The sequence below is a fragment of the Streptomyces olivochromogenes genome (assembly GCF_021538895.1).
Taxonomy (GTDB): Bacteria; Actinomycetota; Actinomycetes; order Streptomycetales; family Streptomycetaceae; genus Streptomyces; species Streptomyces olivochromogenes_A.
Genome location: NZ_JADDRL010000085.1, coordinates 14948 through 41183, shown reverse-complemented (window position 1 = coordinate 41183; position 26236 = coordinate 14948). Strand labels below are relative to the sequence as shown.

Annotated in this window: 24 protein-coding genes and 1 pseudogene; 8 read left to right on the top strand and 17 right to left on the bottom strand. The window is 70.0% G+C overall.

From position 1 onward, the window contains the following. The 8 genes and pseudogenes from IPZ69_RS33210 to IPZ69_RS33175 all read right to left on the bottom strand — a co-directional run. A pseudogene (locus IPZ69_RS33210) lies at positions 1 to 193 on the bottom strand (hypothetical protein); the annotation flags it as partial. A gap of 13 nt (positions 194 to 206) precedes the next feature. Further along, positions 207 to 1580: a type VII secretion integral membrane protein EccD gene (gene eccD, locus IPZ69_RS33205; RefSeq protein WP_235458382.1), complete on the bottom strand. Its 1374-nt coding sequence runs from the start codon at positions 1578 to 1580 to the stop codon at positions 207 to 209. 31 nt (positions 1581 to 1611) lie between these two features. Then, the gene (locus tag IPZ69_RS33200) at positions 1612 to 1893 is read right to left on the bottom strand and encodes a hypothetical protein (RefSeq protein ID WP_235458381.1); all 282 of its coding nucleotides are present in this window, start codon (positions 1891 to 1893) and stop codon (positions 1612 to 1614) included. Beyond that, positions 1890 to 2759, bottom strand: a complete 870-nt coding sequence (locus tag IPZ69_RS33195) for an immunity 49 family protein (RefSeq protein ID WP_235458380.1) — start codon at positions 2757 to 2759, stop codon at positions 1890 to 1892. The genes IPZ69_RS33200 and IPZ69_RS33195 overlap by 4 nt, the downstream gene beginning before the upstream one ends. An 11-nt stretch (positions 2760 to 2770) precedes the next feature. Beyond that, complete coding sequence (locus tag IPZ69_RS33190) at positions 2771 to 5350, bottom strand: hypothetical protein (protein WP_235458379.1); 2580 nt, start codon at positions 5348 to 5350, stop codon at positions 2771 to 2773. Beyond that, positions 5347 to 5748: a DUF6507 family protein gene (locus tag IPZ69_RS33185; protein ID WP_235458378.1), complete on the bottom strand. Its 402-nt coding sequence runs from the start codon at positions 5746 to 5748 to the stop codon at positions 5347 to 5349. Before IPZ69_RS33185 ends, IPZ69_RS33190 begins: the two co-directional genes overlap by 4 nt. 63 nt (positions 5749 to 5811) lie before the next feature. Further along, positions 5812 to 6123, bottom strand: a complete 312-nt coding sequence (locus tag IPZ69_RS33180; RefSeq protein WP_235458377.1) for a pore-forming ESAT-6 family protein — start codon at positions 6121 to 6123, stop codon at positions 5812 to 5814. A 34-nt stretch (positions 6124 to 6157) separates the two neighbouring features. Next, positions 6158 to 6490, bottom strand: a complete 333-nt coding sequence (locus IPZ69_RS33175) for a hypothetical protein (RefSeq protein WP_235458376.1) — start codon at positions 6488 to 6490, stop codon at positions 6158 to 6160. A 389-nt stretch (positions 6491 to 6879) separates the two neighbouring features. On the opposite strand from IPZ69_RS33175, the gene IPZ69_RS33170 reads away from it, so the two are divergent. Beyond that, complete coding sequence (locus IPZ69_RS33170) at positions 6880 to 7326, top strand: hypothetical protein (protein ID WP_235458375.1); 447 nt, start codon at positions 6880 to 6882, stop codon at positions 7324 to 7326. Positions 7327 to 7344: 18 nt separating this feature from the next. Here IPZ69_RS33170 and IPZ69_RS33165 read toward each other — a convergent pair whose 3' ends face one another. Both IPZ69_RS33165 and IPZ69_RS33160 read right to left on the bottom strand, forming a co-directional pair. Beyond that, positions 7345 to 7572 carry a DUF397 domain-containing protein gene (locus IPZ69_RS33165; RefSeq protein WP_235458374.1) on the bottom strand — a complete coding sequence of 76 codons (228 nt, stop codon included), beginning with the start codon at positions 7570 to 7572 and terminating at the stop codon, positions 7345 to 7347. After that, positions 7559 to 8383, bottom strand: a complete 825-nt coding sequence (locus IPZ69_RS33160) for a helix-turn-helix domain-containing protein (protein WP_235458373.1) — start codon at positions 8381 to 8383, stop codon at positions 7559 to 7561. The genes IPZ69_RS33165 and IPZ69_RS33160 overlap by 14 nt, the downstream gene beginning before the upstream one ends. A gap of 265 nt (positions 8384 to 8648) precedes the next feature. Between IPZ69_RS33160 and IPZ69_RS33155 the strand changes: the two genes are divergently transcribed. Further along, positions 8649 to 8978 carry a hypothetical protein gene (locus IPZ69_RS33155; protein ID WP_235458372.1) on the top strand — a complete coding sequence of 110 codons (330 nt, stop codon included), beginning with the start codon at positions 8649 to 8651 and terminating at the stop codon, positions 8976 to 8978. Between the two features lie 179 nt (positions 8979 to 9157). Here IPZ69_RS33155 and IPZ69_RS33150 read toward each other — a convergent pair whose 3' ends face one another. Continuing rightward, on the bottom strand, positions 9158 to 10060 hold the full coding sequence (locus IPZ69_RS33150) for a ribokinase (protein WP_235458371.1): 903 nt from the start codon (positions 10058 to 10060) through the stop codon (positions 9158 to 9160). Between the two features lie 154 nt (positions 10061 to 10214). On the opposite strand from IPZ69_RS33150, the gene recD2 reads away from it, so the two are divergent. Beyond that, on the top strand, positions 10215 to 12461 hold the full coding sequence (recD2, locus tag IPZ69_RS33145) for an SF1B family DNA helicase RecD2 (protein ID WP_235458370.1): 2247 nt from the start codon (positions 10215 to 10217) through the stop codon (positions 12459 to 12461). A 230-nt stretch (positions 12462 to 12691) separates the two neighbouring features. Continuing rightward, positions 12692 to 13981 (top strand): citrate synthase, encoded by a 1290-nt coding sequence (locus IPZ69_RS33140; protein WP_235458369.1) that lies wholly within the window; start codon positions 12692 to 12694, stop codon positions 13979 to 13981. Positions 13982 to 14693: 712 nt separating this feature from the next. Here IPZ69_RS33140 and IPZ69_RS33135 read toward each other — a convergent pair. The 3 genes from IPZ69_RS33135 to IPZ69_RS33125 all read right to left on the bottom strand — a co-directional run bounded on the left by IPZ69_RS33135 (position 14694) and on the right by IPZ69_RS33125 (position 18175). Then, positions 14694 to 17003, bottom strand: a complete 2310-nt coding sequence (locus IPZ69_RS33135) for a heavy metal translocating P-type ATPase (protein WP_235458368.1) — start codon at positions 17001 to 17003, stop codon at positions 14694 to 14696. 143 nt (positions 17004 to 17146) lie between these two features. Next, positions 17147 to 17386 (bottom strand): heavy-metal-associated domain-containing protein, encoded by a 240-nt coding sequence (locus IPZ69_RS33130; protein ID WP_235458367.1) that lies wholly within the window; start codon positions 17384 to 17386, stop codon positions 17147 to 17149. Positions 17387 to 17521: 135 nt separating this feature from the next. Further along, a complete protein-coding gene (locus tag IPZ69_RS33125) occupies positions 17522 to 18175 on the bottom strand; it encodes a TetR family transcriptional regulator (protein WP_235458366.1) in 654 nt (217 codons plus the stop codon). 164 nt (positions 18176 to 18339) lie between these two features. Between IPZ69_RS33125 and IPZ69_RS33120 the strand changes: the two genes are divergently transcribed. Continuing rightward, entirely contained in the window at positions 18340 to 20646 is a 2307-nt protein-coding gene (locus tag IPZ69_RS33120) for an MMPL family transporter (protein WP_235458365.1), read from the top strand. A gap of 36 nt (positions 20647 to 20682) precedes the next feature. Continuing rightward, positions 20683 to 21726 (top strand): zinc-dependent alcohol dehydrogenase family protein, encoded by a 1044-nt coding sequence (locus tag IPZ69_RS33115; RefSeq protein ID WP_235458364.1) that lies wholly within the window; start codon positions 20683 to 20685, stop codon positions 21724 to 21726. 73 nt (positions 21727 to 21799) lie between these two features. On the opposite strand, the gene IPZ69_RS33110 is transcribed toward IPZ69_RS33115, so the two are convergent. From IPZ69_RS33110 to IPZ69_RS33100, 3 genes are all read right to left on the bottom strand, one after another. Beyond that, positions 21800 to 22000, bottom strand: coding sequence for a helix-turn-helix transcriptional regulator (locus tag IPZ69_RS33110; RefSeq protein ID WP_125192618.1), 201 nt, complete (start codon positions 21998 to 22000; stop codon positions 21800 to 21802). Positions 22001 to 22498: 498 nt separating this feature from the next. Beyond that, positions 22499 to 22915 carry a hypothetical protein gene (locus IPZ69_RS33105; protein WP_235458363.1) on the bottom strand — a complete coding sequence of 139 codons (417 nt, stop codon included), beginning with the start codon at positions 22913 to 22915 and terminating at the stop codon, positions 22499 to 22501. A gap of 378 nt (positions 22916 to 23293) precedes the next feature. After that, complete coding sequence (locus IPZ69_RS33100; RefSeq protein WP_235458362.1) at positions 23294 to 24211, bottom strand: sugar phosphate isomerase/epimerase family protein; 918 nt, start codon at positions 24209 to 24211, stop codon at positions 23294 to 23296. A gap of 127 nt (positions 24212 to 24338) precedes the next feature. On the opposite strand from IPZ69_RS33100, the gene iolC reads away from it, so the two are divergent. Together iolC and IPZ69_RS33090 are read left to right on the top strand one after the other, a co-directional pair. Continuing rightward, entirely contained in the window at positions 24339 to 25289 is a 951-nt protein-coding gene (iolC, locus tag IPZ69_RS33095) for a 5-dehydro-2-deoxygluconokinase (RefSeq protein WP_235458361.1), read from the top strand. Positions 25290 to 25348: 59 nt separating this feature from the next. Then, positions 25349 to 26233, top strand: a complete 885-nt coding sequence (locus IPZ69_RS33090; RefSeq protein ID WP_445330182.1) for a Cgl0159 family (beta/alpha)8-fold protein — start codon at positions 25349 to 25351, stop codon at positions 26231 to 26233. The last annotated feature ends 3 nt before the right edge of the window (positions 26234 to 26236 follow it).

Sequence of the window (26236 nt, the reverse complement as noted above, 5' to 3'; positions counted from 1 at the left end):
GACGTATGGCGGTTTCCCGCGGAGGTTCGGGATCGGCGGAGTGAACGAGACGCAGGGCGGGCTCGCCGGCACCCGCCGACGTTCCCTGCTGCCCGTGCTGCCCGTGCTGCCCGTGCTGAGCCAACTGCCGCAGCACATCGTGCTGCCAGTCGCCGCCGCCCTGCTGTTGCTGCTCCTGTTCCCCCTGAGCCATTTCGTCCCGTCTCCTAAGCGAAGGTGCCGAGCAGACGCCCGTACACGCCGAAGACCCCGATGAGCAGCGGAAGCAGTGCCATGACGCCCACGGACTCCAGCAGGTCACCCGCCCGCCGCAGCCGTACCCGCACATGCTCGGCGGGCTGCACCACGAGCACGGCCAGCGGCAACATCGCCAGCGCCGCGAGCACGGCCAGCGCCGGACCCGTGGCACCGGACCGCTCCACCCACACCGACAACAGCCTGACCGCCACCACGGCGCCGCCCGCCAGCAACACCACGACCTCGGCGACCAGAGGGAAAGCCCGGGCCCGCAGCACCATCACCACCGCCGTGACGAGGGCGAGCGGCACGGTCCACACCGTGGGAGCTCGCAGCGCCCACACCCCCGCCACCGCCGCCGACACGGCCACCGCGACCGTGGCGAGCACCAGTCCGCGATGCGCGGCCGCCAGGGCCGCGGACACCTGGTACCGGCTCACCGAGACCCCACTGGCCCGTCGGTCGTCGAGCCCGGCCAACCCGGAGGCCATGAGCGCGAGACGCGGCAGCAGGCCGAGCACCACGACCGACGCGACGGCGAGTACGGCCCCCACCCGGGCCTGCTGCCCGGCGGTCTCCGCCCCCGACTGCACGGCGACGACGCCCTCCCAGCCGAGCACGGTGACACCGGCAGCGGCCGCACCGACCGGCCCACCGCGCCCCAGCGCCGTGAAGCACCCCAGCAGCACCAGCGTGACGACACCCACCGAGGCCAGGGCTGCCACGTACAGCGCGGCGGACCAGCCGCGGCCGTCGGCGAGGGAGGACATCCCCAGCATGCCCAGCACCCCGGCCGAGCAGAGGAGGGTCGTGACGAGCCCGCGCTGCTGCCGGGCCCGCCCGAGCAGGGCCCCGGCGAGAGCGGCGACGACGGCCACGGCGAGCAGCGCGCCCGCGACGACGGAAGGGTCGTAAGCGGCCCGCGCGAACACGCCGGCCGCGCCGGACCAACCCACGGTCGCGAGCCCGGCGGTGACGCGCCGGGATCCAGGCCCCCATCGCCAGGACCGGCCACCGAGATCCTCGGCAGCCTCGTCGCTCACGTCGTGCACGACGGGCGCGGACGGAGCGTCCTCGGCCCGAACCAGCCGCAGCACGGCACCGTCGCGGACGCCGGCGGACTCAAGGGTGCTGTCGTGGTCGAGCGCGGACCCGTCCGTGGTCACGAGATGCCGCAACTCGGGCCGCTCGCCCACCCGGTCGTCCAACAGCCGAAGGATCTCGGGCAACAACAGCCCGACCGGCTCCCGCGCCGGCAGTACGAGATCGATACGACGCCGCTCCCCGACCAGGGTGACGCGACTCAGGGCGACCGCGGTCCCACTGGCCGCCGTACGATTCATGGCCCCCGCAGACATCACGTGTTCGAACCTATCACCGGGTGGAAGGGGCGCCGGAGGGTGTGGCGACCCCGGCCGAAGGCTGCACGGAACCTCCGTACGGGCTCTTGCCGATGACCCGATGCGAAACGAACGACCACCCCACACACCCGGCACACAGAACGGCCGCGACCACGACTCCGGCGAAGACCTTTCCCACCCGCTCGTCGACGGAACGGCGTTGCCGCTGGGCCCCGAAGAGGAGGGCATCGCGGAGGCGCCGGCGCCTTACCGAGACGGACTCCAGCAGTTGGCTGTCGTAGTCCTGGGCGGTCACGTCGGAAACTCTCCGAGCCAGCTTCGTTTCAGCAGGTGCTCGGGCAGGTACTCCGACTCGACCTCGACGGGGCGGCCGGCGTCGTAGGCGAGACAGGTGATGGCCAGGGCCGCGAGAGGAATGTCCCCGTCTCCGGATTCCTCGCGCTCGGAGTCCGCGGTCCAGTACTCCTTGTGCAGCGTGAGGGTTTGTACGAGCGCTTCGTTGAACTTGACCGGGTCCTGGCCGATGAAGCGGTAGAAGAGGTTGATCGGCGGATACAGGACCTTGAGCATCATCTCGCGGTCGATGAACCGCAGCCGGTCGGGATCGGTTCCCTCGAAAGCGGCGACCAGCTTCTCACCGAGATCGGGCTGCTCCAGCCAGTACGTCTGGAGGACGTCTACCCAGTGGTAGATGTACTCCTCGAACACGGCGCCCGACGCCCGCAGGGTCTCGATGGGGACCTGGCAGAGCTGAGTCATACGAGCCTGGTCACGGCAGATCACCGCGAGCCAGAAGGCTTCCAGCCAGGTGCCGGCGTCCGCGAAGTGCGTGACCCCGACAGCTGGAATGCTGCGGACCTCGTGGCCGATCATGCACGGCACGGTGGAGCCCGCGGGAGCGGTGACCGAGGCGAACAGCGCGGACCCGACCTGCATGGCCATGGTCCAGGCCTCCCAGGTTTCGAGCATCGCGGCACTGGTGTCGTTGAGGCACTGGAGCGTGGCCGTGCTCAGGGCGCTGCTGAAGGTCCGCCCGAGTGCGTCGGGAGCCGATTCGAGGCGCTCGATCCTCTCGACGGTCCGCTCGTTGAGCACCTTCCGGAACGCTTCCGGGTCCGGATGGCCGCCCTCGACCGGGGGGCGCGAAATCCTCGTCGGCACGGACGGATTCCTCATTTCGTCAAATCGAACTGGTACATGTCGTAGCCAGCGTACTGAGCCCCGTCGGACTTCGCCTTGACGACGACGTAGTCCACCTTCTTGTCGGTGAGCGCCCTGTCCAGGTCGTCGGCCAGCTTGCGTTCTGCCTCGGCCTTGTCCAGCAGGCCCTTGTTCTCGTTCCTCTTGGCCCTCTTTTCCATTTCCTCAAGGATGGTTTCGAAGTATTCCCGCGAACCCTGCTTCACCAGCCGCCCGCTGTGTCCCTTGCGGACTCCGAGATTGGCGCGCTCCGAGCCCTTCGCCTCGACGACAACGAACCGGCCGTCGGGCGTCTTGTAGATCTGGTCGAACCGGTTGTTCCCAAACGCTCCGTCGTCCACGCGTACCGCATCGGGGAAGTGCTCGGGTATTGCCCGATGTTCGGCGACATGCTCGCCGAACATTTCGCTCGCCCGGTTCATGCCCGAGTGCAGCGGCCGGTGTGCATCCTCAGCATGCCGCATGGCCTCGGCGAGTTCCTTGGTCGGATCGGCCGCGTACGCCTTCTCGGCCGCCTCCAGCCTGGCCTCGGCAGCTTTGTCGTGCGTGATGGCACGGTCGCGCTTGGCAGCCTGCTGGTCCAAGAAGTGCTGGATCTTGTCGCTCACCGTCAACCGCTTGCCGAGCTTGGGCACATTGCTGACGTAATGCTCCCGGATCGGCGGTGGCATGTCGCTCGCTGCGATCCACTTGTTCGGTCCTCCGAAGGGGTTGCGGACCAGTTGCGGGATGGTCTGGTCGTAGCCTCCGGTGTACTTGGTGGACCGCCGGTACCCATTGTCCCGGTAGTTCTCCGCGAACCACTTCGGATCCGTGTTGGCCCGCTCCACTTGCTGCCGCATGATCTCGCGTTCGCGTACCAGCGGATCGTGTTCGCCGGACCCAGGTCCATCCTGGCCACCGGTCCTGCTGGCGTCACCACCGTCGCCGTGGCCGCCCCCGATGCCGTCGGCACCCGGGCTGTGATCCCCGCCCGTCGCATGCACCGAGGTGTCATGCGAGGACAGCGTGTCCGTGGAACGGGCCCCGGCGCGCTCACCGATGTGAGTGGCCGCGTTCCCGTCAGCGTGGGCCGTCGCGTCACCCCCGGTACGAGCCGTCGCGTCGCCTGAGACGTGAGCCGTGGCCTCGCCCCCGACATGCGCCGCCACACCGTCCCCGGCCCCCACCAGCACCGCTTCCCCATGCGGCAGGCTCCGCTCCAGCATCGCCCGGTCCGCCGCCGACAGTTCCACCTTGGCCGCCGCACGGGTTCCGTCTGGCTTGATCACGGACCCGTCGTCCAGGTTGAGCCGGGTCCCGTCCGGCCACTCGATGTGGTTGCCGACCACGACCGGGACATCGTCGGCGATCTTGAGGACGCTGCCGTCCGGCTGGACCTTCCCCGCCCCCGAGAGGACGTCCGTGTACGCGCCCGCCTTGAGGTTCTTCAGGCTCCCGAACAGGTCGCCCACCTTCACCGTGCCGAACTTTGCCGCCTTCCCGATGTACGTCATCGGGTCGACCCACCGCCCCGCCTTGCCGAGCGCGCCCAGCGTCCGGGCGACGGCGCCACTCTTCGCCGCCGAGCCCGCGCCGCCGGTGAAGATGGTCGTGAGCGCGTTGAAGGTGACCGCACCGCCGGCCCGGGCCGGGTTCTTGCCCCACTCGTCGTAGGCGATCAGCGCCTTGCCGGTGTCGACCACCGTCTGGCGGGACTCCCGGAGGTAGGAGGGGAGCTTGTCGTCGGGGGCCAACCAGTACGCCGTACCGAGCGGGCTCAGCGTGATGGCGATACCGGTCGCGAGCTTGCCCAGGTGCGTCCACGCCTCGCCCATCGCTTCAAGTCCGTCGAAGCCGACCATCGTGCCGAGCCCGCGGATGGTGCCCCACAAGCCGTCGACGAAGAAGCCCTTCCCGAACTCGACGATCTGGTGACCCAGCCAGTCCAGACCGTGCCGTTCCTTCTCGACCGTCCTGCCCCAGGGCAGGTCGTCGGACTGGTCGAGGAGGTCCTGGGTGAAGCCGTAGGTGGACGTACCCCGCTTGAGGAGACGTTCCTGCGCGCCGTCCTCGACGATCAGCGTCGTGCCGTGCACCAGCGCCGTGATCTTGTTGTGGCAGGTGCGCTCGGCCTGCCAGAAGGCCACTTGGGTGGTATTGACGTCGTAGAAGAGGTCGTTGTTGAGCTGGACGTTGTCGTTGTCCTCGAGCCAATGGTCGTCGCCCGCGATGTCCGCCCGGAAGCTCTCGGCGCGCGCCTTCAGACTCTTGAGCTTGGCCACCAGCGGCTGGATCTCCGCCTCGTAGGCGCTGAGTGCCGCGCCCACCTTCTCGAGGTCGTCGGCGAACTTGTCCGCCTTGGCCGCCACGGGAGCGGTCGTGGCGAACAGTTGCTCCGCCTCCGGTGCTGAGTAACAGGCCGACAGTCCCTGGAACTTGCCGTGCACGTCCGCCCCGGCGAACCGGAAGGCGGACGCCTCCGCGGTCAGCAGCAGAGCGTCGGTGCTGAGCTGTTCCAGGTCGCCGATGAAGACGGGTATGCCCTCGGGGTCGATGAGTTCGGGGCTCACGGACCCCCCTGAGATCCCTTGGGCTGTCCCTTGTCCCCGGGCAGGTCGATCACTGGCTCCTTGAGCGCGTTCGTCTGCGCGTGCGCGGCCATCTCCAGGTTCCCCTTGATGTACTCCTTGGTGGCGGTGGTCGCCCCGTTGAGGGAGTTCGACGTTCGCTTCGCCACGTACATCAGGTCCTTCTGGTACGCCTGGAGGAACTCACCCAGCGCCGCCGCGACCGGTCCCTGAATCCCGCACTGCACCTGGTTGCCCGGCACGATGGTGCCGGACGAGCTCGCCGCGCTCGTCATGGTCTCCCCAAGCGCCTTACCGGTGTTGGAGAGCCCCTCGGCCGCCTTTCCGGTCTCGTTGAGGACGTGCTGGACGCCCGAGGGCGAGATGTCCCACGTCGGCATGTCGAACCCCCGTTGAATTCACGCAGTTGTTGCCGTCACCGCATCGCCGTAACACGCCCGGGTTCAGCCGATGTTGTCGACAGCCGTCCGCGCCTTCGCCACCGTCGACTGGGCGGTGCCGTCGTTCTGCTCAAGCGTGTTGCGGACGAGGTGGATGATGTTGCGGACCTCGGTCGCGGCACGGTTCCAGCGGACCTCCTTGCCGTGGTACTCGTCCGAGACCCCGTCGGCCTGGAAGTCCGCCATCGCTGCCTTGACCGCGCGTTCGCGGTCGCCCAGTACACGCTCCAGCTGGCCGATGATGCCCTGCAGGCTGCCCTGCACCTCGCTGGAGGCCCCGGTGTCGTAGGAGAGGCGGTCCTGGCTCTGACCCATCGTCACAATCCCCCTGTTGCAGTGGTCATGATGCCTATCGCGCGCCGAAGCGGGCCGCGTCGAAGTTGGCTCCGCCCATGTTCTTGTTGGCGTTGTCCTGCGTCTCCACGTCACCGCTGCCGAAGGCGGTGTCCATGCCGCTCTGACCGCCCAGGATCGCGCCGAGCGAGCTGTTGAGCGTGTTGGTGATCTCGTCCGCCCGGGACTTGAACGAGTCGAAGGCGACCTTGCCGGAGCCGTTGAACTTCCCCTCCAACGGCTCCGCCGCCTGGATCAGCCAGCGGATCAGCGTGCCCAGGTCGTCACTGGAACCGACCGTGCTCTTGCCGAGCTCCGACAGGGTCGTCGATCCCATGTCGAACTTCACGTGTCCACCCCCGTGCATCACGTAAGAATCAAAAGCGTGTTTGAGTATCCTGCCTCGCATGTGATCGCAGTGGCAACGCAGTTGGTCCCGATGTGGCGTGATCCGGACAACATCGGAACATGATCGCAAAGGGCGGGTGCGGCGCTACGGAGCGTCGTGCGTCCCTCGCCGCTGCGCTGTGCGCACTCCACAACCCCCTTACGGCGGGCGGCTGGAGGTGGAGTGGCCCGTCAGGCGGAACCCCGCTCGTCCTCACGCGGAGTCGCGAGCCTCGGAACCGACCGGGAGATCGCTGTGCCGCGGTGGGGCTCGCGGCAGGAACCGAACGTGATTGGATCTCGGGACGTCGCTTCTTCGCGACAGGAAACGGAACTGGGGGAACGGGGAACATGCGAAGCACTTTCACGGCGGCGGCTGCGGCAGCACTGGTTGCGGCAGCCCTGCTGACCGGCTGCGGCAGCGACACCGCGGACGGCGACAAGACCAACGGCGGCAAAGCGACGGTGTCCCAGAGCGCGTCGCCGACGGCCGGAGCGGGCGGGGAGAAGCACACCGTGACGCTGGAGGTGACCGGTTCGGGCACCGCGAAGATCGGCTACGACCTGTCCACTAACGCCTTCGAAACGCATAAGCTGCCCTGGACGAAGACCGGGACGATCGAACTCACCGGGGCCGAGCTCAGGGTGGGTCATCTCGTATCGGTCGTTCCCGGGCTGGTCCCGGCCGGCGACGGGATGCTGAAGACAGCCGCCTGCGTGATCAAGGTCGACGGCAAGCAGGTCGCCGACAACAACGGCGGCAAGAGCCCCAAGCCCTGCGAGTACCTGCTCAAGTAGTGGGCACGGAAAGCACGGTCAGACGTCGCCGATGCGGCCCTCCTTGACGGCGGCAACGAACGATGCCCATCCGTCCGCCGAGAGGATCAAGGCCGGACCGGCGCCGGCCTTGCTGTCGCGCACGGGCACGCCAGCGTGGCCACGGGCGACCTCGAGGCATTCGCCCTGGTTGCCGCCGCTGTAGCTGGACTTGTACCACCCAGTGAGGACGGACGAGTCGGAGACGGTGTGCTCACTGCTGACCATGTGCGTGTTCCTCTGCTGCCGCCCTGACGAGGGCCAGTGACTCCTGCTGCGACAACGCGTCGCTCAGAGCGAGAGCGTAGGCCGTCTGACTGGCGCTCACCAAGGCTGGATCGTCGAGTAGTTGCCCGACGAGGAAGGCTTCGATGTAGGCCACGGGGGCGGAATCCTCGAAGCTCATGAGAGTGAGCAGGCTCTGCATCAGCGCGTGTGCGCCGACGCCGTACGGAAGGACGTGCAGGCGTAACCGCCCTGCCTCGGCCATGTCCGCGATCCTGCCCAACTGTTCTGCCATGACCTGCGGGCCGCCGACGCAACGCCGGAGTACGGCCTCGTCGAGCAGTGTCCAGACGACGGGTTTCAACGGCGCGTCCAGAATCCGGGCACGCTGTGTTCGAATGACAACGTCGTCGTCAAGTTCGCCGGCTGTGTGGTTGGGGCGGTACGCGGCGAATACGGCCCGTGCGTAGTCAGGGGTCTGGAGCATGCCGGGAACCAGGGAGACGGCGAACTGCTGGATCAGCGTGGCCTGTTGCTCCAGCTCGGCGGCAGCAGCGAAGTGGACGTCGTACTTGCTGTCCAGATCCTCCAGCCACCGCGCGAAGAACCCGTCCGTCCCCAGTGCCCGGTCGATCCGCTGTGCGTCATCCGGCTTCGGCAGCCGTCGCCCGGCCTCGAAGTGGCTGATCAGCGTGGGCGAGCACACGACATGATCGCCCAGTTCCTCCTGGGTGAGCTGCGCCGCCACCCGCCGCAGCCTCAACTCCTCTCCGTACTTCTCCCGGGGTGTTCGAGGCGTACGACCTTCGCTCATTCGGCCAACTCCTTTTCTTGACAGGCGCGATGTCAAGCTCCAGCCCCTGGAAGCGTAGCGAGCGCAGACCTCATTCTGTGAGCGTTTCGTCACAGAGTGCATTCATTGCGTCCGGGAGAAAGCAGGCTGCCGTGACAGACCTCGTCGACTGGCTCATCGAGCCGTTTCTGCGCCCCCGCGCCTCCGGGCCCCCGCGCGTGCTGTGGCTTGCGGAGCGGGGAGAGGATCTCCGTTCGAGGCCGTCCCGCCACGCACGGGTGCGCGGATGAACGGCGGGCAGTACGAGCACGCGGGCAGGCGCCTGCTGCCCTGGTCCAGCCCGGAAGGAAAGCCCTGCTACCTCGTGGGCAGTGGTACCGGCCTTGTCTCGCGCCTCGCCGACGAGATCGAGACCATCCAGCTAGGGATGGCCGACGAGCTCCTCGGCCACGCCGCCGAACTCCTCTCCGAGCCCCGCGCTACCAGTCATGAACTGCGCTACCTCGCCGGTCGACTCAGGGAGTCTCTGCTGGATGTCAGACGTGTCGCCGAGAGCAGAGGCACGCGGCCGGCGCGGGCAGATCCCGCAGCCGACACAGCCGTCGAAAAATCTTGAAGATGCCGTACAACCCTTCCCCCACCTGCCGTGTCGTACTTGGCATCAGAACTTCTGGAGGGGGATCCGGGGGGATCGCGGGGGTTCTGATACGGAGGGGAAGAGCCGAGGGGACCTGGTCGACGGACCGGGTCCCCTCGAAGCTTTTGCGGCCAGCGTACGGCCCGAAGATCACCGTTTCACAGCGCCTCGACCTCCGCAGCCGTCGGGAACGACTCCTGCGCCCCCCGCCTCATCACGGCCGCCGCCCCGACCCGGACCGCATGGCCCGCCGCCTCCGCGAGGGTGGCGCCCGTCCCGAGCCGCCAGGCCAGCGCCGCGGTGAACGCGTCGCCCGCGCCGGTGGTGTCCACGGCGGTCACCGGTACGGACGGCACCCGTGTCATGCCCTCCGCGGAGGCGACCAGCGCTCCCCGCGCGCCGAGTGTCACGACCACCGACCGCGGGCCCCGCGCGAGCAGCGACCGCGCCCAGTCCTCGGGCTCCTCGCCCGCCCCGGATGCGCCTAGTACGGCCCTCGCCTCGTGCTCGTTCACGATCAGCGGGTCGCAGGCCGCCAGCACCTGTGGGGGCAGCGGGCGGGGCGGGGAGGGGTTCAGTACGAAGCGGCTGCCCGGGGCGAGAGCGCGCACGACCTCCACGACCGTCTCCAGCGGGATCTCCAACTGCGCCGAGACCACCCGGGAGGCGCGGAACAGGCCGGCCGCGGCCCGTACGTCCTCGGGTGTCAGCCGGCCGTTCGCGCCCGGTGACACCACGATGCTGTTGTCACCGGACGGGTCCACCGTGATCAGCGCGACCCCGGTCGGCGCCCCGCCCACCAGCACGCCCGCCGTGTCGACCCCGGCCGCCCGCTGCGCGTCGAGCAGCAGCCGGCCGTGCGCGTCGTCGCCGACCCGGGCCAGCAGGGCCGTACGGGCTCCGAGCCGGGCGGCCGCGACCGCCTGGTTGGCGCCCTTGCCGCCCGGGTGCACGGCGAGGTCGCCGCCGAGCACCGTCTCCCCGGCGCCCGGGCGCCGTTCGACGCCGATGACCAGGTCGGCGTTGGCCGATCCCACGACCAGGAGGTCGTAGTCGTCCATGAAATGACTCCCCTGAGCGTTGAATTGGGGCGGCGGTCGCCCGGACCGCCCGCCGGCCGGTCGGCCGTTGCCAGGTTGCCGCATCCTGGCCCGGAAGCGGACCCCGCCGCCGACGTGCCCCACCGCTGTCGGACCCCGGCGGTACGGTCGGATCATGTCCAATGACGCGGGGACCGCGGAGCGTCGGCTTGCCGTGCTCGAAGGCGTGCTGGAGCGGATCACGTACGCCAACGAGGAGAACGGCTACACGGTCGCCCGGGTCGACACCGGCCGGGGCGGCGGCGATCTCCTCACGGTCGTCGGCGCGCTGCTCGGCGCGCAGGTCGGCGAGTCCCTGCGCATGGAGGGCCGCTGGGGCTCCCACCCGCAGTACGGCAAGCAGTTCACGGTGGAGAACTACACGACCGTCCTGCCGGCCACCGTCCAGGGCATCCGCCGCTACCTCGGCTCCGGGCTGGTCAAGGGCATCGGGCCGGTCTTCGCCGACCGCATCACGCAGCACTTCGGCCTGGACACCCTGCGGATCATCGAGGAGGAGCCCAAGCGGCTCATCGAGGTCCCGGGGCTCGGCCCCAAGCGGACCAAGAAGATCGCCGACGCCTGGGAGGAGCAGAAGGCGATCAAGGAGGTCATGCTCTTCCTCCAGACCGTCGAGGTGTCGACGTCGATCGCCGTGCGCATCTACAAGAAGTACGGCGACGCCTCGATCTCGGTCGTCAAGAACCAGCCCTACCGGCTGGCCGCCGACGTGTGGGGCATCGGCTTCCTCACCGCCGACAAGATCGCCCAGTCCGTCGGCATCCCGCACGACAGCCCGGAGCGGGTGAAGGCCGGGCTGCAGTACGCGCTGTCGCAGTCCACCGACCAGGGCCACTGCTTCCTGCCCGAGGACCGGCTGATCGCGGACGCGGTGAAGCTCCTCCAGGTGGACACCGGCCTGGTCATCGAGTGCCTCGCCGAGCTGGCCGAGCCGTCGGAGGAGGGCGAGGATCCGGGTGTCGTACGGGAGAAGGTGCCCGGACCCGACGGCGGGGAGCCGGTCACGGCCATCTATCTCGTCCCCTTCCACCGCGCCGAGCTCTCCCTCTCGGCCCAGCTGCTGCGGCTGCTGCGCACCGACCAGGACCGCATGCCCGGCTTCCGGGACGTGGCCTGGGACAAGGCCCTGTCCTGGCTCAAGGGGCGCACCGGCGCCGAGCTCGCCGCCGAGCAGGAGGCCGCCGTCCGGCTGGCCCTCACCGAGAAGGTGGCCGTCCTGACCGGCGGGCCCGGCTGCGGCAAGTCCTTCACCGTCCGCTCGATCGTGGAGCTGGCCCGCGCGAAGAAGGCCCGGGTCGTGCTGGCCGCGCCCACCGGACGGGCCGCCAAGCGGCTGGCCGAGCTCACCGGGACCGAAGCCTCCACCGTCCACCGGCTGCTGGAGCTGAAGCCGGGCGGCGACGCGGCGTACGACAAGGACCGGCCGCTCGATGCCGACCTGGTGGTCGTCGACGAGGCCTCGATGCTGGACCTGCTGCTCGCCAACAAGCTGGTGAAAGCGGTGCCTCCGGGGGCTCATCTGCTGTTCGTGGGGGACGTGGACCAGCTGCCCAGCGTCGGCGCCGGCGAGGTGCTGCGCGACCTGCTGGCCGACGGCGGCCCGATCCCGGCCGTCCGCCTCACCCGGGTCTTCCGCCAGGCCCAGCAGTCGGGCGTGGTGACGAACGCGCACCGGATCAACTCCGGGCAGCATCCGGTCACCGACGGGATGAAGGACTTCTTCCTCTTCGTCGAGGACGACACGGAGGCGGCCGGGCGGCTCACCGTGGACGTCGCCGCCCATCGGATTCCGGCCAAGTTCGGTCTCGACCCGCGCCGGGACGTACAGGTATTGGCGCCCATGCACCGCGGCCCCGCCGGTGCCGGAACCCTGAACGGCCTGCTCCAGCAGGCCATCACGCCCGGTCGCCCCGACCTCGCCGAGAAGCGGTTCGGCGGCCGGGTCTTCCGCGTCGGCGACAAGGTCACCCAGATTCGCAACAATTACGAGAAGGGCAGCAACGGTGTCTTCAACGGCACCGTGGGCGTGGTGACCTCGCTCGACCCGGTCGACCAGCGCCTCACGGTGCTGACGGACGAGGACGAGGAGGTTCCGTACGAATTCGACGAACTGGATGAATTGGCACATGCGTACGCGGTGACCATCCACCGCTCGCAGGGAAGTGAATATCCTGCCGTGGTGATCCCGGTCACCACGGGCGCCTGGATGATGCTCCAGCGGAACCTGCTGTACACCGCCGTGACCCGTGCCAAGAAGCTGGTTGTCCTCGTGGGTTCACGCAAAGCGATCGGTCAGGCGGTGCGCACGGTGTCGGCGGGACGCCGTTGTACGGCCCTCGATTTCCGCCTGGACGGCCGCTGACCTCGACCGAGACCCCCACATCGCAAAAAATGATCGATCAAATGAGTCGTGAAGGTCACAGAGACCTTCCAGTTGGGGAAACAACCGGGCAGGATGAGCAGGTTGGCGGCACTGAGTGCCGCCAATAGGCCCAATGGTCGACCCCGAGTGCACTCTCCTGAGCCAAATGGGGGATGGTAGAGACAGTCAGGGCACCTCGAAGATGAGGCACTACGTCGGTGAGGGAAGACGTGAGCGACAACTCTGTAGTACTGCGGTACGGCGACGGCGAGTACACCTACCCGGTGATCGACAGCACCGTCGGCGACAAGGGCTTCGACATCGGGAAGCTCCGCGCCCAGACCGGTCTGGTGACTCTGGACAGCGGGTACGGCAACACGGCCGCCTACAAATCCGCGGTCACCTACCTCGACGGCGAGGCGGGCATCCTCCGGTACCGCGGCTACCCGATCGAGCAGCTGGCCGAGCGCTCCACGTTCCTGGAGGTGGCCTACCTGCTGATCAACGGTGAGCTGCCGACCATCGACGAGCTCACCGTCTTCAAGAACGACATCACGCAGCACACCCTGCTGCACGAGGACGTCAAGAACTTCTACAAGGGCTTCCCGCGCGACGCCCACCCGATGGCGATGCTGTCCTCGGTCGTCTCGGCGCTGTCGACCTTCTACCAGGACAGCCACAACCCGTTCGACGAGAAGCAGCGCAACCTCTCGACGATCCGCCTGCTCGCCAAGCTTCCGACGATCGCGGCCTACGCGTACAAGAAGTCGATCGGTCACCCGTTCGTCTACCCGCGCAACGACCTCGGTTACGTGGAGAACTTCCTCCGCATGACCTTCTCGGTCCCGGCGCAGGAGTACGACCTCGACCCGACCGTGGTCGCCGCGCTCGACAAGCTGCTGATCCTGCACGCCGACCACGAGCAGAACTGCTCGACCTCGACGGTCCGCCTGGTCGGTTCGTCGCAGGCCAACATGTTCGCCTCGATCTCGGCCGGCATCAACGCGCTGTGGGGCCCGCTGCACGGCGGCGCCAACCAGTCCGTGCTGGAGATGCTGGAGGGTATCCGCGACTCCGGCGGCGACGTCGACTCCTTCATCCGCAAGGTGAAGAACAAGGAGGACGGCGTCCGCCTGATGGGCTTCGGCCACCGGGTCTACAAGAACTTCGACCCGCGCGCCAAGATCATCAAGGCCGCCGCGCACGACGTCCTCTCGGCCCTCGGCAAGTCCGACGAGCTGCTGGACATCGCGCTGAAGCTGGAGGAGCACGCGCTCTCCGACGACTACTTCGTCTCGCGCAGCCTCTACCCGAACGTCGACTTCTACACCGGCCTGATCTACCGCGCCATGGGCTTCCCGACCGAGATGTTCACGGTCCTGTTCGCCCTCGGCCGCCTCCCGGGCTGGATCGCCCAGTGGCACGAGATGATCAAGGAGCCGGGTTCCCGCATCGGCCGCCCGCGCCAGATCTACACGGGCGTCGTCGAGCGCGACTTCATTCCGGTCGAGGAGCGCTGAGCCAAAGGCTCCGCCTAATTCTTGTACGGCCACCGCGGCCAACCCGGCGAGTGAGCCGAAGGGGCGCGCCTGTGTCGAGATCCCGAGCGCGCGGAGGCCCGGAGGGCTGAGCACGGTCGGGATCTCGACACAGGCTTTGGCGCCCCGGAGGCGAAGCCCAAAAAACAAGACAGAAGGCGCCCTGGCGCCGGTCCCCCCACGGGCCGACGTCCAGGGCGCCTTCCCATGTCCCGGTGCGGATTCCCCCCACGGGATCCGGCCGGGCGCTTGCGAGGACAGCGCCTGAATCGCTGTTGTGAGCACAACGAGCAAAACTCGCCGTACTCGGGTCGTGTTCCAGTGATGCGGTGCGATCTGCCGGGACCCGCACGGATCGGGAGGGCCGCTCAAAGCTTCCCGATGTACGCGCCCCGGCAACGCAACTCCGAGGAAGTCCCCCAAGACATCCTCAGATGCCAGTCAGCCTCCCCCAAGACGCTGTCTGACACCGTCAACTTAGACCTTCGAACCCCTTCGATGGTTACGTTCACATCACTGTGATCTGCGTCTCTTGCATATGTCCGATAGATGCGCAAGAGCCCCGATACGACGATCGGAGCTCAAGCGTAAGGATGATGCGCGAGCCTTGTGAAGAGCTTATGTGAGGCGCGCGTTGGACTCTAGAGGGACTCTTACTTCGGCTTCGACGAACTGTCGGTAACCTCGGGCGGCTTCAGCGGAAGCTCCGCAGCCGAAGGCTGTTCGTCACCACGAACACCGACGAGAACGCCATCGCGGCCCCCGCGATCATCGGGTTCAGCAGCCCGGCGGCGGCCAGTGGCAGCGCGGCCACGTTGTATCCAAAAGCCCACACCAGGTTGCCCTTGATCGTGGTCAGCGTCCGCCGCGACAGCCGGATGGCGTCCGCCGCCACCCGCAGGTCGCCGCGCACCAGGGTCAGGTCGCCCGCCTCGATCGCCGCGTCCGTGCCGGTACCCATCGCGAGACCCAGATCGGCGGTGGCGAGCGCGGCCGCGTCGTTGACGCCGTCACCCACCATGGCGACGGTCCGGCCCTCGTCCTGCAGTCGCCGTACGACGTCGACCTTGTCCTCGGGCAGCACCTCGGCGATCACCTCGTCGATACCCACGGCATGGGCCACGGCCTCGGCCACCGCCCGGTTGTCCCCGGTCAGCAGCACCGGCGTGAGTCCCAGCGCGCGCAGGTCGCGCACCGCCTCGGCGCTGGTCTCCTTGACCGCGTCGGCCACGGCGAGGACACCGCGTGCCGCGCCGTCCCAGCCGGCCACGACGGCCGTACGACCGTTCCTCTCGACCTCGTCCTTGGCGCGGGCCAACTCCTCCGGAAGCCCGTCGAAGAGGCGCCCCACGGCCACCTCGTGACCCGCCACGCGGCCGCGTACGCCACGCCCGGGGACGTTCTCGAAGTGCTCGACGTCCGGCAGCGTGCCGGTCCGCTCCTCGGCGCCGGCCGCGACCGCGCGGGCGACCGGGTGCTCGGAGGCGTGCTCCAGGGCGCCGGCGAGCCGCAGCACCTCCTTCTCGTCGGTGCCCTCGGCGGCGTACACCTCTTGGAGGGTCATCCGGCCGGTGGTGACCGTGCCGGTCTTGTCCAGGACGACCGTGTCGACGCGGCGGGTGGACTCCAGGACCTCCGGGCCCTTGATCAGGATGCCGAGCTGCGCGCCGCGCCCGGTGCCGACCATCAGCGCCGTCGGTGTCGCGAGGCCGAGCGCGCACGGGCAGGCGATGATCAGGACGGCGACGGCGGCCGTGAAGGCGGCGCCGGTGTCGCCGGTGACGGCGAGCCAGGCACCGAACGTGCCGAGCGCGATCAGGATGACGGCCGGTACGAACACGGCCGAGATCCGGTCGGCCAGCCGCTGCACCTCGGCCTTGCCGTTCTGCGCGTCCTCCACCAGCATCGCCATCCGGGCCAGCTGGGTGTCCGCGCCGACCCGGGTGGCCTCGACGACCAGCCGGCCCCCGGCGTTCACCGTCGCGCCCGTCACCGTGGCGCCGGCGCTCACGTCCACCGGCACCGACTCGCCGGTCAGCATGGAGGCGTCGACCGCGGAGACGCCCTCGACCACGACGCCGTCGGTGGCGATCTTCTCCCCGGGCCGTACGACGAACCGGTCGCCGACGGCCAGGGAGGCCACCGGCACGCGCACCTCACGGCCGCCCGCCCGTCTCCCGCCACCACCCTCAACCGAGAGCGCTCCGCGCTCGCCCCCCTCGTATCGCAGTACGGCGACGTCCTTGGCGCCCAGCTCCATCAGCGCCCGCAGCGCCGCTCCCGCGCGCCGCTTGGAGCGGGCCTCCAGATAGCGGCCGAGGAGGATCAGCGCGACCACGCCAGCGGCGACTTCGAGGTAGATCGTGGACGCGCCGTCCATGCGGGAGACCGTGAACCGGAACTCGTCGTGCATGCCCGGCATGCCCGCGTCGCCGAAGAACAGTGCCCACAGGGACCAGCCGAACGCGGCCAGCGTGCCGACCGAGACGAGGGTGTCCATGGTGGCGGCGCCGTGCCGCAGGTTCGTCCAGGCGGCCCGGTGGAAGGGCAGGCCGCCCCAGACGACGACCGGGGCGGCGAGGGTCAGCGAGAGCCACTGCCAGTAGTCGAACTGGAGGGACGGGACCATCGCGAGCAGGACGACCGGGGCGGCGAGGAGGGCGGAGACGACCAGTCGGTGGCGCAGCGCGGTGAGCTCGGGGTCCTGCGGGGTCTGTGCGGCGGCCGGCGAGGCCTCGGGCTCCGGCGGCGGGGGTTCCTCGGCCGTGTATCCCGTCTTCTCCACGGTGGCGATCAGATCGGCGACCTGTACCCCCTTGGGGTAACTGACCTTGGCCTTCTCCGTCGCGTAGTTCACCGAGGCGGTGACGCCGTCCATCCGGTTGAGCTTCCTCTCGACGCGGGCCGCGCAGGAGGCGCAGGTCATCCCGCCGATGAGCAGCTCGACCTCGGAGGTGTCGGGGGTCTGGGCTTGTATCGGTGGCTGAGCGGTGGTGCTGGTCATGTCCGGACTCCAGACAACGGACCGGGCCGTACGGAGCCAGTATGAGCTGGTCGGTGCGGCCCGGTCGGAGAACAGGTGCGGGACGTGCTGTGCGGGCCTTTCCTGGGCCTGGGTGCCGCGTCCCAGGCCTGGGGTGAGGCGTCTCAGGCCTGGCCGACGAGGTCGAAGCCGGCCTCGTCGACGGCGCCGCGGACGGCCTCCTCGTCGAGGGGGGCGGCGGAGACGACGGTGACCTCACCGCTGGATGCCACGGCCGTCACGGAGCTGACGCCGGGGATCTGGGAGATCTCGCCGGAGACGGAGCCCTCGCAGTGTCCGCAGCTCATCCCGCTCACCTTGTAGACGGTGGTGACGGAGCCCGGGGTTTCGGTCTGTGCGGTCATGTCGTTGCTCCTCGTCGAGGCGTGTGGTGCCAGTGGGACCCACGGTGGGGCCCGCACTTCTCACACTATACCCCTAGGGGGTATTTCCCAAGAGGATCCGGGCCGTACTGCGGGGCGCGCCGCGCGCTCTGGCGGTCAGGCGCGGCCCAGGCGGTCGCCGCCCAGTGGTTCCAGGTAGCGGATCAGGACATTCTTCACTTCTTGGACGTATGCCTCGCGCTCGGCGCCCTCGTGGGTGAGGACGAGTTCCAGGCCTGCCTTGTAGATGCCGAGGCAGACGTGCGCGGTGCGCGTGACGACGTCCTGGGGCGTGTCGGGGAGGAGCGAGGAGAGCAGTCCCTCGATGCGGCCGACCAGGGTCGAGTGCAGGGCGTCGTGCTCCTCGGCGATCCGGCCGGGGATGTCGGTGCCGTGCATCAGCGTGAAGAACACCGGGTGCTCGGTGTTGAAGGCGATGAAGCGGTCGACGGCGGCGGCGACGGCCTCCTCCAGCGGTGTGGCGGGGTCGACCGGCGCGAGCGCCTCGCCGTACGTCTCGCGCATCCGGTGCATGAGCTGGTCGCCCAGCTCTATCGCGATCGCTTCCTTGTTCGGGAAGAACTGGTAGAGCGTGCCCGGCGAGACGCCCGCCTCGCGGGCGATGGCGTTGGTGCTGGCGGCGCTGTAGCCGCTCGTGCAGAAGACCGAGGCGGCCGCCTGCAGCAACTGGGCGATGCGCCGCTCGCCGCGGGCCTGCCGGCGGCGCGGCTGTTCCTTGCCCGCGCTCGCGGGCTTCTCGGTGTCGGGCACGTGGTTGTCCCCAGCTCTCCGGACGCGATTGACAAACACGAGTGGTCGCTCGCATTCTGGAGAAACGCGAGCGATCTCTCGTGTTTGCCAGTCTATGGCTATGGCCGACCCCTGCAGCCGTGTGCGCACGGAGGCACTGGTCACGGTGAAGGGGACACCCCACGATGACCGAAGTCAACAAGCCACCGCGGGCCGGGGACGAGCCGCCCCGGGTCGGCGGCTGGACTCGCCTCGTGACCGCCCGGCCCCGGTTGTCGCTGCTCGCGGCCCTCGTCCTCACCGTGCTCGCGGTGCTGGCGGGCAGCGGTGTCGCCGACCGACTGGGCAGCGGCGGCTGGGAGGACCCGGCCGCCGAGTCCACGTACGCGACCAAGGCACTGGAGCGCGAGTTCCCCGACTCCCAGCCCAACCTCCTGCTCCTCGTCGACTCGGGCCGCGCCTCGGTCGACGATCCGGCGGTCGCCGCCCAGGCCAAGCGCCTCGTCGCGCGCCTGTCCGAGGAGAAGGGCGTCACGGGTGTCGGCTCCTACTGGCAGGCCGATCCTTCGTCGGCCCCGGCCCTGCGCGCCACGGACGGGCACGAGGCGCTGATAGCCGCCCGCATCACGGGCGACGAGAAGGCGATGGGCGAGACCCTGGACCGCGTCGCGCCCTCCTTCCGGGGCACGCACGGGCCGGTGCGGGTCAAGGTCGGCGGCATCGTCGCCGTGCGGCACGAGATGCAGACGATCATCAAGGAGGACCTGACCCGGGCCGAGATGATCGCCCTGCCGATCACCCTGGTCCTGCTGGTCATGGTCTTCGGCAGCGCGATCGCCGCCCTGCTGCCGCTGGGCATCGGCATCGTCGCCATCCTCGGCACGAACGCGGTGCTGCGCGGCCTGACCGAGCTCACCGACGTCTCCGTCTTCGCGTTGAACCTCACCACGGCCCTCGGCCTGGGCCTCGCCATCGACTACGCCCTGTTCATCGTCCGCCGCTTCCGTGAGGAACTGTCCACCGGCGCCGAGCCGTTGACGGCCGTCGGCACCACCCTGCGCACGGCCGGCCGCACGGTGCTCTTCTCGGCCCTCACGGTCGCGGTGTCCCTGGCGGCGATGCTGCTCTTCCCGCAGTACTTCCTGCGCTCCTTCGCCTACGCGGGCATAGCGGTGGTGCTGCTGGCCGCCGCGGCCGCCCTGATCCTGCTCCCGGCGGCACTGATGCTGCTCGGCCACCGGGTCAACGCACTCGACCTGCGCCGTCTGTTCCGCCGCGGGCAAGAGCCGAAGGCCTCCGGCGAGGAGGGCACGGCCTGGGCGCGCACGGCGACGCTGGTGATGCGCCGCGCCCCCTTCTTCGCCATCGGCACCACGGCCCTCCTGATCATCCTCGGGCTGCCCTTCCTCGGGGTGAAGTTCGGCACCGCGGACGACCGCCAACTGCCCACGGGCGCCGAGTCCCACGTTGTGCAGCAGCACATCCGGGACGGCTTCCCGGGCAGCCCCGGCGGCGGCCTCGAAGTCCTGGCCGAGGGCAGGGCCACCGAGGCGCAGTACGGCGCGTACAAGCAGGAGGTGGCCGCCCTGCCCGAGGTGGCGCGGGTCGACGGCCCGCTGGTCAAGGGCGACGCGGCCTACTTCACCGTGGTGCCCAGGGGCGAGGCCGTCGACGACGGGGCGCAGCGCCTGGTGGGCGACCTGCGGGATCTGAAGACCCCGTTCGACACCAAGGTGACCGGCACCGCCGCCGTCCTGGTCGACTCCAAGCACGCGATCGGCGAACGCCTGCCGTGGGCGGGCGCGTTCATCGCGATCGTCACCCTGTTCCTGGTCTTCCTCCTGACGGGCAGCGTGCTGATACCCCTGCAGGCGGTGGTGCTCAACGCGCTCAGCCTGACGGCGATGTTCGGCGCGGTGGTCTGGGTCTTCCAGGACGGCCATCTCTCCGGCGCGCTCGGCTTCACCAGCCCCGGTTCCATCGAGACGACCCTGCCCGTCCTGATGTTCTGCGTGGCCTTCGGCCTCTCCATGGACTACGGCGTGTTCCTGCTCTCCCGTATCAAGGAGGAGTACGACCGCACGGGCGACCACAACGAGGCGGTGCGCCACGGGCTCCAGCGCACGGGCGGGCTGATCACCGCCGCGGCGGTCATCCTGGCCGTGGTGATGGTCGCGATCGGCACCTCGCGCGTGACCAACACCAAGATGCTCGGCCTGGGCATCGCGCTCGCCGTCGTGATGGACGCGATGGTCGTCCGCAGCATGCTCGTCCCGGCGATCATGCGCCTCACCGGCCGCGCCACCTGGTGGGCCCCGGCCCCGCTGCGCCGCTTCCACGAGCGCTTCGGACTGAGCGAGGGCGAGTCGGCCCCGGTCGCGGGGGAGTCGAACCGGAACTCGGAGAACTCAGAGAACGCGGAAAACTCAACGGACACGGAGAACTCAGCGGACACGGAAGAGACGGAGGACAAGGTCACCGCACGCGGCTAGCGTTTCGCCGAGCGAGCCGACGAAGGGGCGACGACGATGCGGGCTGTGGTGTTCGAGCGCTACGGGGAGCCGGCCGAGGTACGGGAGGTGGCGGACCCGCGGCCGGCCGAGCACGGGGTCGTGGTGCGCGTCGAGGCGACCGGGCTGTGCCGCAGCGACTGGCACGGCTGGATGGGCCACGACCCGGACATCACCCTCCCGCACGTCCCCGGGCACGAACTCGCCGGTGTCGTCGAGGCGGTCGGCGCCCGGGTGACCGGTTGGCGCCCCGGCGACCGAGTCACCGTGCCCTTCGTCTGCGCCTGCGGCAACTGCCCGGCGTGTGCGGCGGGCGACCAGCAGGTGTGCGAGCGGCAGACCCAGCCCGGCTTCGACCACTGGGGTTCCTTCGCACAGTACGTCGCGCTGGACCACGCCGATGTGAACCTGGTCGAGGTCCCGGACGGGATGTCCTTCGCCACCGCCGCCTCCCTGGGCTGCCGGTTCGCCACCGCGTTCCGGGCGGTGGTGCGGCAGGGCCGGGTGGCGGCGGGGGAGTGGGTCGCGGTGCACGGCTGCGGGGGCGTCGGCCTGTCGGCGGTGATGATCGCGGCGGCCTCGGGAGCTCGGGTGGTCGCGGTGGACGTCTCGCCGCAAGCCATGGACCTGGCGCGGACGTTCGGGGCGGCGGAGTGCGTGGACGCGAGGCGCACCCCGGACACCGCGGCGGCGATCCTCGACCTCACCGGCGGCGGCGCGCACCTCTCCCTCGACGCGCTCGGCTCGCCCGCCACCTGCGCGGCCTCCGTCAACTGCCTGCGCCGCCGCGGCCGGCACGTCCAGGTGGGCCTCCTGCCCTCCCCGGACGGCACGACCCCCGTCCCCATGGCCCGCGCCATCGCCCTGGAACTGGAAATCCTCGGCAGTCACGGCATGGCGGCCCATACCTATCTCGGCATGCTGGAACTGGTCCGCGCGGGCATCCTGCGCCCCGACCTGCTGGTCACCTCGACGATCCCCCTGGACGCGGCCCCGGCCGCCCTCGCCGCGATGGGCACGGCGCCCGGCGCGGGTGTCACGGTCATCGAGCCGTGGAGCTGAGCGGCGCCGGGCGCGGCCGACCGGGTTGCCGGTGCCCCGCGGGGGAGCGGGGCCCGGTGCCGTGGGCGGTGGGTCAGCCCTCTCTTCGGCCGCGGTTGCCGGGCCGGGACGCCACCCAGGCCCGGACGGTGTCGGCGTACCAAAAGGGCTTGCCGCCCTCCACATGGTCGGGCGGGGGCAGCAGACCGTGCTTGCGGTAGGAGCGCACGGTGTCCGGCTGCACGCGGATGTGTGCGGCGATCTCCTTGTAGGACCAGAGCCTTCGGTCGGTCATGACGTGCACCTCCCCGCGCGCACCGCGGGGGCGACCAAGGGGCGGTCGTCGGGGGAGCCGGGCGCTGCGCTGGCGATCACAAAGCCTGTGCCCCGTGAACGACACGGAGTGAGCGTGGGCAAGCAGCTGTCGACCGGGTGTGACCCGGGTCCCGCGTACCTGGGACATGTGTGACAGGAGAGGGGCGTTTGTGACAGAGGTGAAGCAAAGGCGTATGGCGGTACAAGGGCGCGCCGCGTTGACAGCGGGGGCGGGCCGGGCCCGCTGAGGCGAACCCGACCCGTCGGCGTCCCCGCGTCCCCCGGTTTCAACCGGTCGGGTGATCAGCCTGCACGGACCGGTGCCCGCCGGTCTTGGAAAAAACCGCACCGTGCGCACCCCGGCCATGTGCGGGCGCCAGCACCAGGCTCGTCGCCGCGCCGCGGATCCGGTCCGACGCCGGCAGCTGCACCGGGGGCAGTTGCCGGGCCGCGGCGAACTCCCCGGGCGTGCAGCCCGTCATCGCCTTGAACTCGCCGCCGAGGTGCGCCTGGTCGTAGAAGCCGCGGGCCGCAGCCGCGGCACCCGGGCCGCCGCCTTCGGCCCCAGCCCGATCTGCTCCCGGAACCGGTTCTCCAGGTGCCGTACGCTCCAGCCGACCTCCTCGGCGAGGCGGGGCACCGGCACGGTCCCCCAACTGCGCCGCAGCAGCGACCAGGCGCGCACCACCCGGTCCGAACCGGGGCTGCCCGCCCGGGGCCGGCGCAGCAGCGCGTCGTCGAGCAGGTCGAAGCGCTCCGGCCAGGTGGGCAACGCGGCCAGCGCGGAGGCGAGTTCACCGACGCCCGCCCAACGCACGGAACTTGGGCCGGTGCCGCGGCCCGTGCGGCCCAGCGGATGCGGCAACTCGTCCGGATCCACGGACCGGTTGGCCAACTCGTGCTGGGGCGTGCCGAACAGGGTGAACTCGGTCCAGGGGGCGAGCAGTACCTCGATGCCGAAGAACCGGCCGCCGTGCTCGCCGGCGGCCGGCCGACGCGTGAGATGCGTACGGGATGCTCGAAGCCGAGCAGCAGCGTGGCCGCGCCGATGGGTGTCTCCAGGCGCCGGCGCGGCCGGTCGAGCGCGAGCCGGATCCCGCGGTAGCTGATCACCCGGGGCGCAGACCGGGATGCGGCGAGGCGGTCACGGTCTCCCAACTGCCGCCCGGCCCCTGCCCGGACAGCGCCCCGATCCCACCAGCCATCGGCCCTCCCGCACCCCGCGCCGGACCACCCATGGTGCTACCGGCTCGGGATGCGGCGGAAGCGGGAGTCACGCCCCGCAGGACCTCAGGAACGCGCGCGTCCGCCGCGCGATCGGCAGCGGCTTGTCCGGCTCGCAGGGGTACATGTCCTGCTCGACGATCGCGAACAGGTCGACGTCCAGCCGCTGCGCGGCCTCCAGGACCGGGCCGAGCGCGGGCACGCCGGACGGCGGCTCGCACATCACGCCCCGCGCGACCGCCGGGCCGAACGGGGTCTCGTTCGCCCGCACTTCGGCCAGGATCCGGGGGTCCACCTGCTTGAGGTGCAGATAGCCGATCCGCTCGCCGTAGGTCTCGATCAGCTTGACGCTGTCCCCGCCGCAGTAGGCGTAGTGCCCGGTGTCCAGGCACAGCGACACCAGGGAGGAGTCGGTGCCGTCCAGGAACCGGACGACGTTCTCCTCGCTGTCGATGTGGGTGTCGGCGTGCGGATGCACGACGATCTCCAGGCCGTAGCGCTCGCGCACCTCCCGGCCCAGCCGCTCGGTCAGCGAGGTCAGGTTGCGCCACTGCTCCGGCGTCAGCACGGACGGCTCCAGCACCTCACCGGTCTTGTCGTCCCGCCAGAAGGACGGGATGACGACGAGGTGCCGCGCACCCATCGCCTGGGCGAGCGCCGCGTTGTCCGCGACATGCGCCCACGTCTTGTCCCACACGGCCTCGCCGTGGTGCAGGCCGGTGAAGACCGTGCCCGCCGACACCTTCAGGCCACGCCGTGCCGTCTCCTCGGCGAGCACGGCGGGGTCGGTGGGCAGGTACCCGTAGGGGCCCAGCTCGATCCACTCGTAGCCGGACGCGGCGACCTCGTCGAGAAAGCGCTGCCAGGGCACCTGTTTGGGGTCGTCGGGGAACCACACGCCCCAGGAGTCGGGGGCCGATCCGATGCGGATGCGGGAAAGTGAGGACTGCGGTGACAACGGCGTCATGGCCGTCAGCGTGCGGCTCCCGAGGAAGGGGTGTCAAGCTCTGGTCCGAATGTCTGGACAAAACATTGACAGGGCTCAGGGTGCGGGACTACAAACCGGGGGGAGAGCCGTGACGAAGGGAAGCCGAATGGCGTACGACCTGATCACCATGGGGCGGATCGGAGTGGATCTGTATCCGTTGCAGACGGGGGTCCCGCTTGCCCAGGTGTCGTCCTTCGGCAAGTTCCTCGGCGGGTCGGCCACCAATGTCGCCGTCGCCGCAGCCCGCCTGGGCAGGAACACCGCCGTGATCACCCGCACCGGGGACGATGCCTTCGGTACCTACCTGCACGAGGCCCTGCGCGGCTTCGGTGTCGACGACCGCTGGGTCACCCCGGTACCCGGGCTGCCCACACCGGTCACCTTCTGCGAGGTCTTCCCGCCGGACGACTTCCCGCTGTACTTCTACCGACAGCCCAAGGCGCCGGACCTGGCGATCGACGCCCACGAACTGGACCTCGACGCCGTCCGGGACACGCGCATCTTCTGGATGACCGGTACGGGCCTGAGCGAGGAGCCGAGCCGTACGGCGACCCTCGCGGCCCTCGCCCACCGCGCCAAGTCCGGTACGACGGTCTTCGACCTCGACTGGCGCCCCATGTTCTGGAGCGACCCGGACGCGGCCCGCCCCTTCTACGCCGAGGCACTGCGCCACACCACAGTCGCCGTCGGCAACCTCGACGAGGTGGAGGTCGCCACCGGGGTCCGCGAACCCCATGCGGCGGCCCGCGCGCTGCTCGACGCCGGGGTCGAACTCGCCGTCGTCAAGCAGGGGCCCAAGGGGGTCCTCGCCGTCAACCGGGAGGGCGAGTCGGCCGAGGTGCCGCCGCTGCCGGTGAGCGTGCTCAACGGCCTGGGTGCCGGAGACGCCTTCGGTGGCTCCCTGTGCCACGGACTGCTGGCCGGCTGGGACCTGGAGACGATCATGCGACACGCCAACGCGGCCGGCGCGATCGTCGCCTCCCGCCTGGAATGCTCCTCCGCGATGCCCACCCCCGACGAGGTGGCCGCCGCGCTCGAAGCCGGAGCGGTGCTGTGAGGGCCGGCAAGGTGGGCGGCGCCCACCATGAGGGCGGGGACGCCGCCGCGCACGGGCGCGTGGACGTGTCCGCGCTGGTGCACACCCGCACCCACCACCCCGAGGCGATCGCCGAGGCCGCCGTCCGCCGCGCCCGCAGACCGCTGGTCAAGGAGAACGGCCGGCTGATGATCGTCGCCGCCGACCACCCGGCCCGCGGGGCCCTGGGCGTCGGCGACCGCAGGCTGGCCATGGCCAACCGCGCCGACCTGCTGGAGCGGCTGTGCCTGGCGCTGTCGCGGCCCGGCGTGGACGGCGTCCTCGGCACCGCCGACATCCTCGACGACCTGCTGCTGCTCGGCGCCCTCGACCACAAGGTCGTCATGGGCTCGATGAACCGCGGCGGCCTGCAGGGCGCCACCTTCGAACTCGACGACCGCTTCACCGGCCACCGCCCCGAGGACATCCAGCGCCTGGGCTTCGACGCGGGCAAGCTGCTGCTGCGCATCGACTACGACGACCCGGGCTCCCTGACCACCCTGGAGTCCACCGCCCGCGCCATCGACGACATGGCGGCCCGGCGGCTCCCGGTCTTCGTCGAGCCGTTCATCAGCGGCCGCACCCCGCAGGGCAGGGTCCGCAACGACCTGTCCGCCGAGGCGGTGACCCGGTCCATCGCCATCGCCTCGGGCCTGGGCGGAAGTTCGGCCTACACCTGGCTGAAGGTGCCGGTCACCGACAACCCCGACGACATGGCACAGGTCATGGAGACGTCGACGCTGCCCGCCGTGCTGCTCGGCGGTGACATCGGCGACTCGCCCGAGGACCAGGACGCCGCGTACGAGAAGTGGCGCGGCGCCCTCCAACTGCCCACCGTGCGCGGCCTGGTGGTCGGCCGCTCGCTGCTGTACCCGGCGGACGGCGACGTGGCCGCCGCCGTGGACACCGCCGTAGGACTGCTGTGAGGG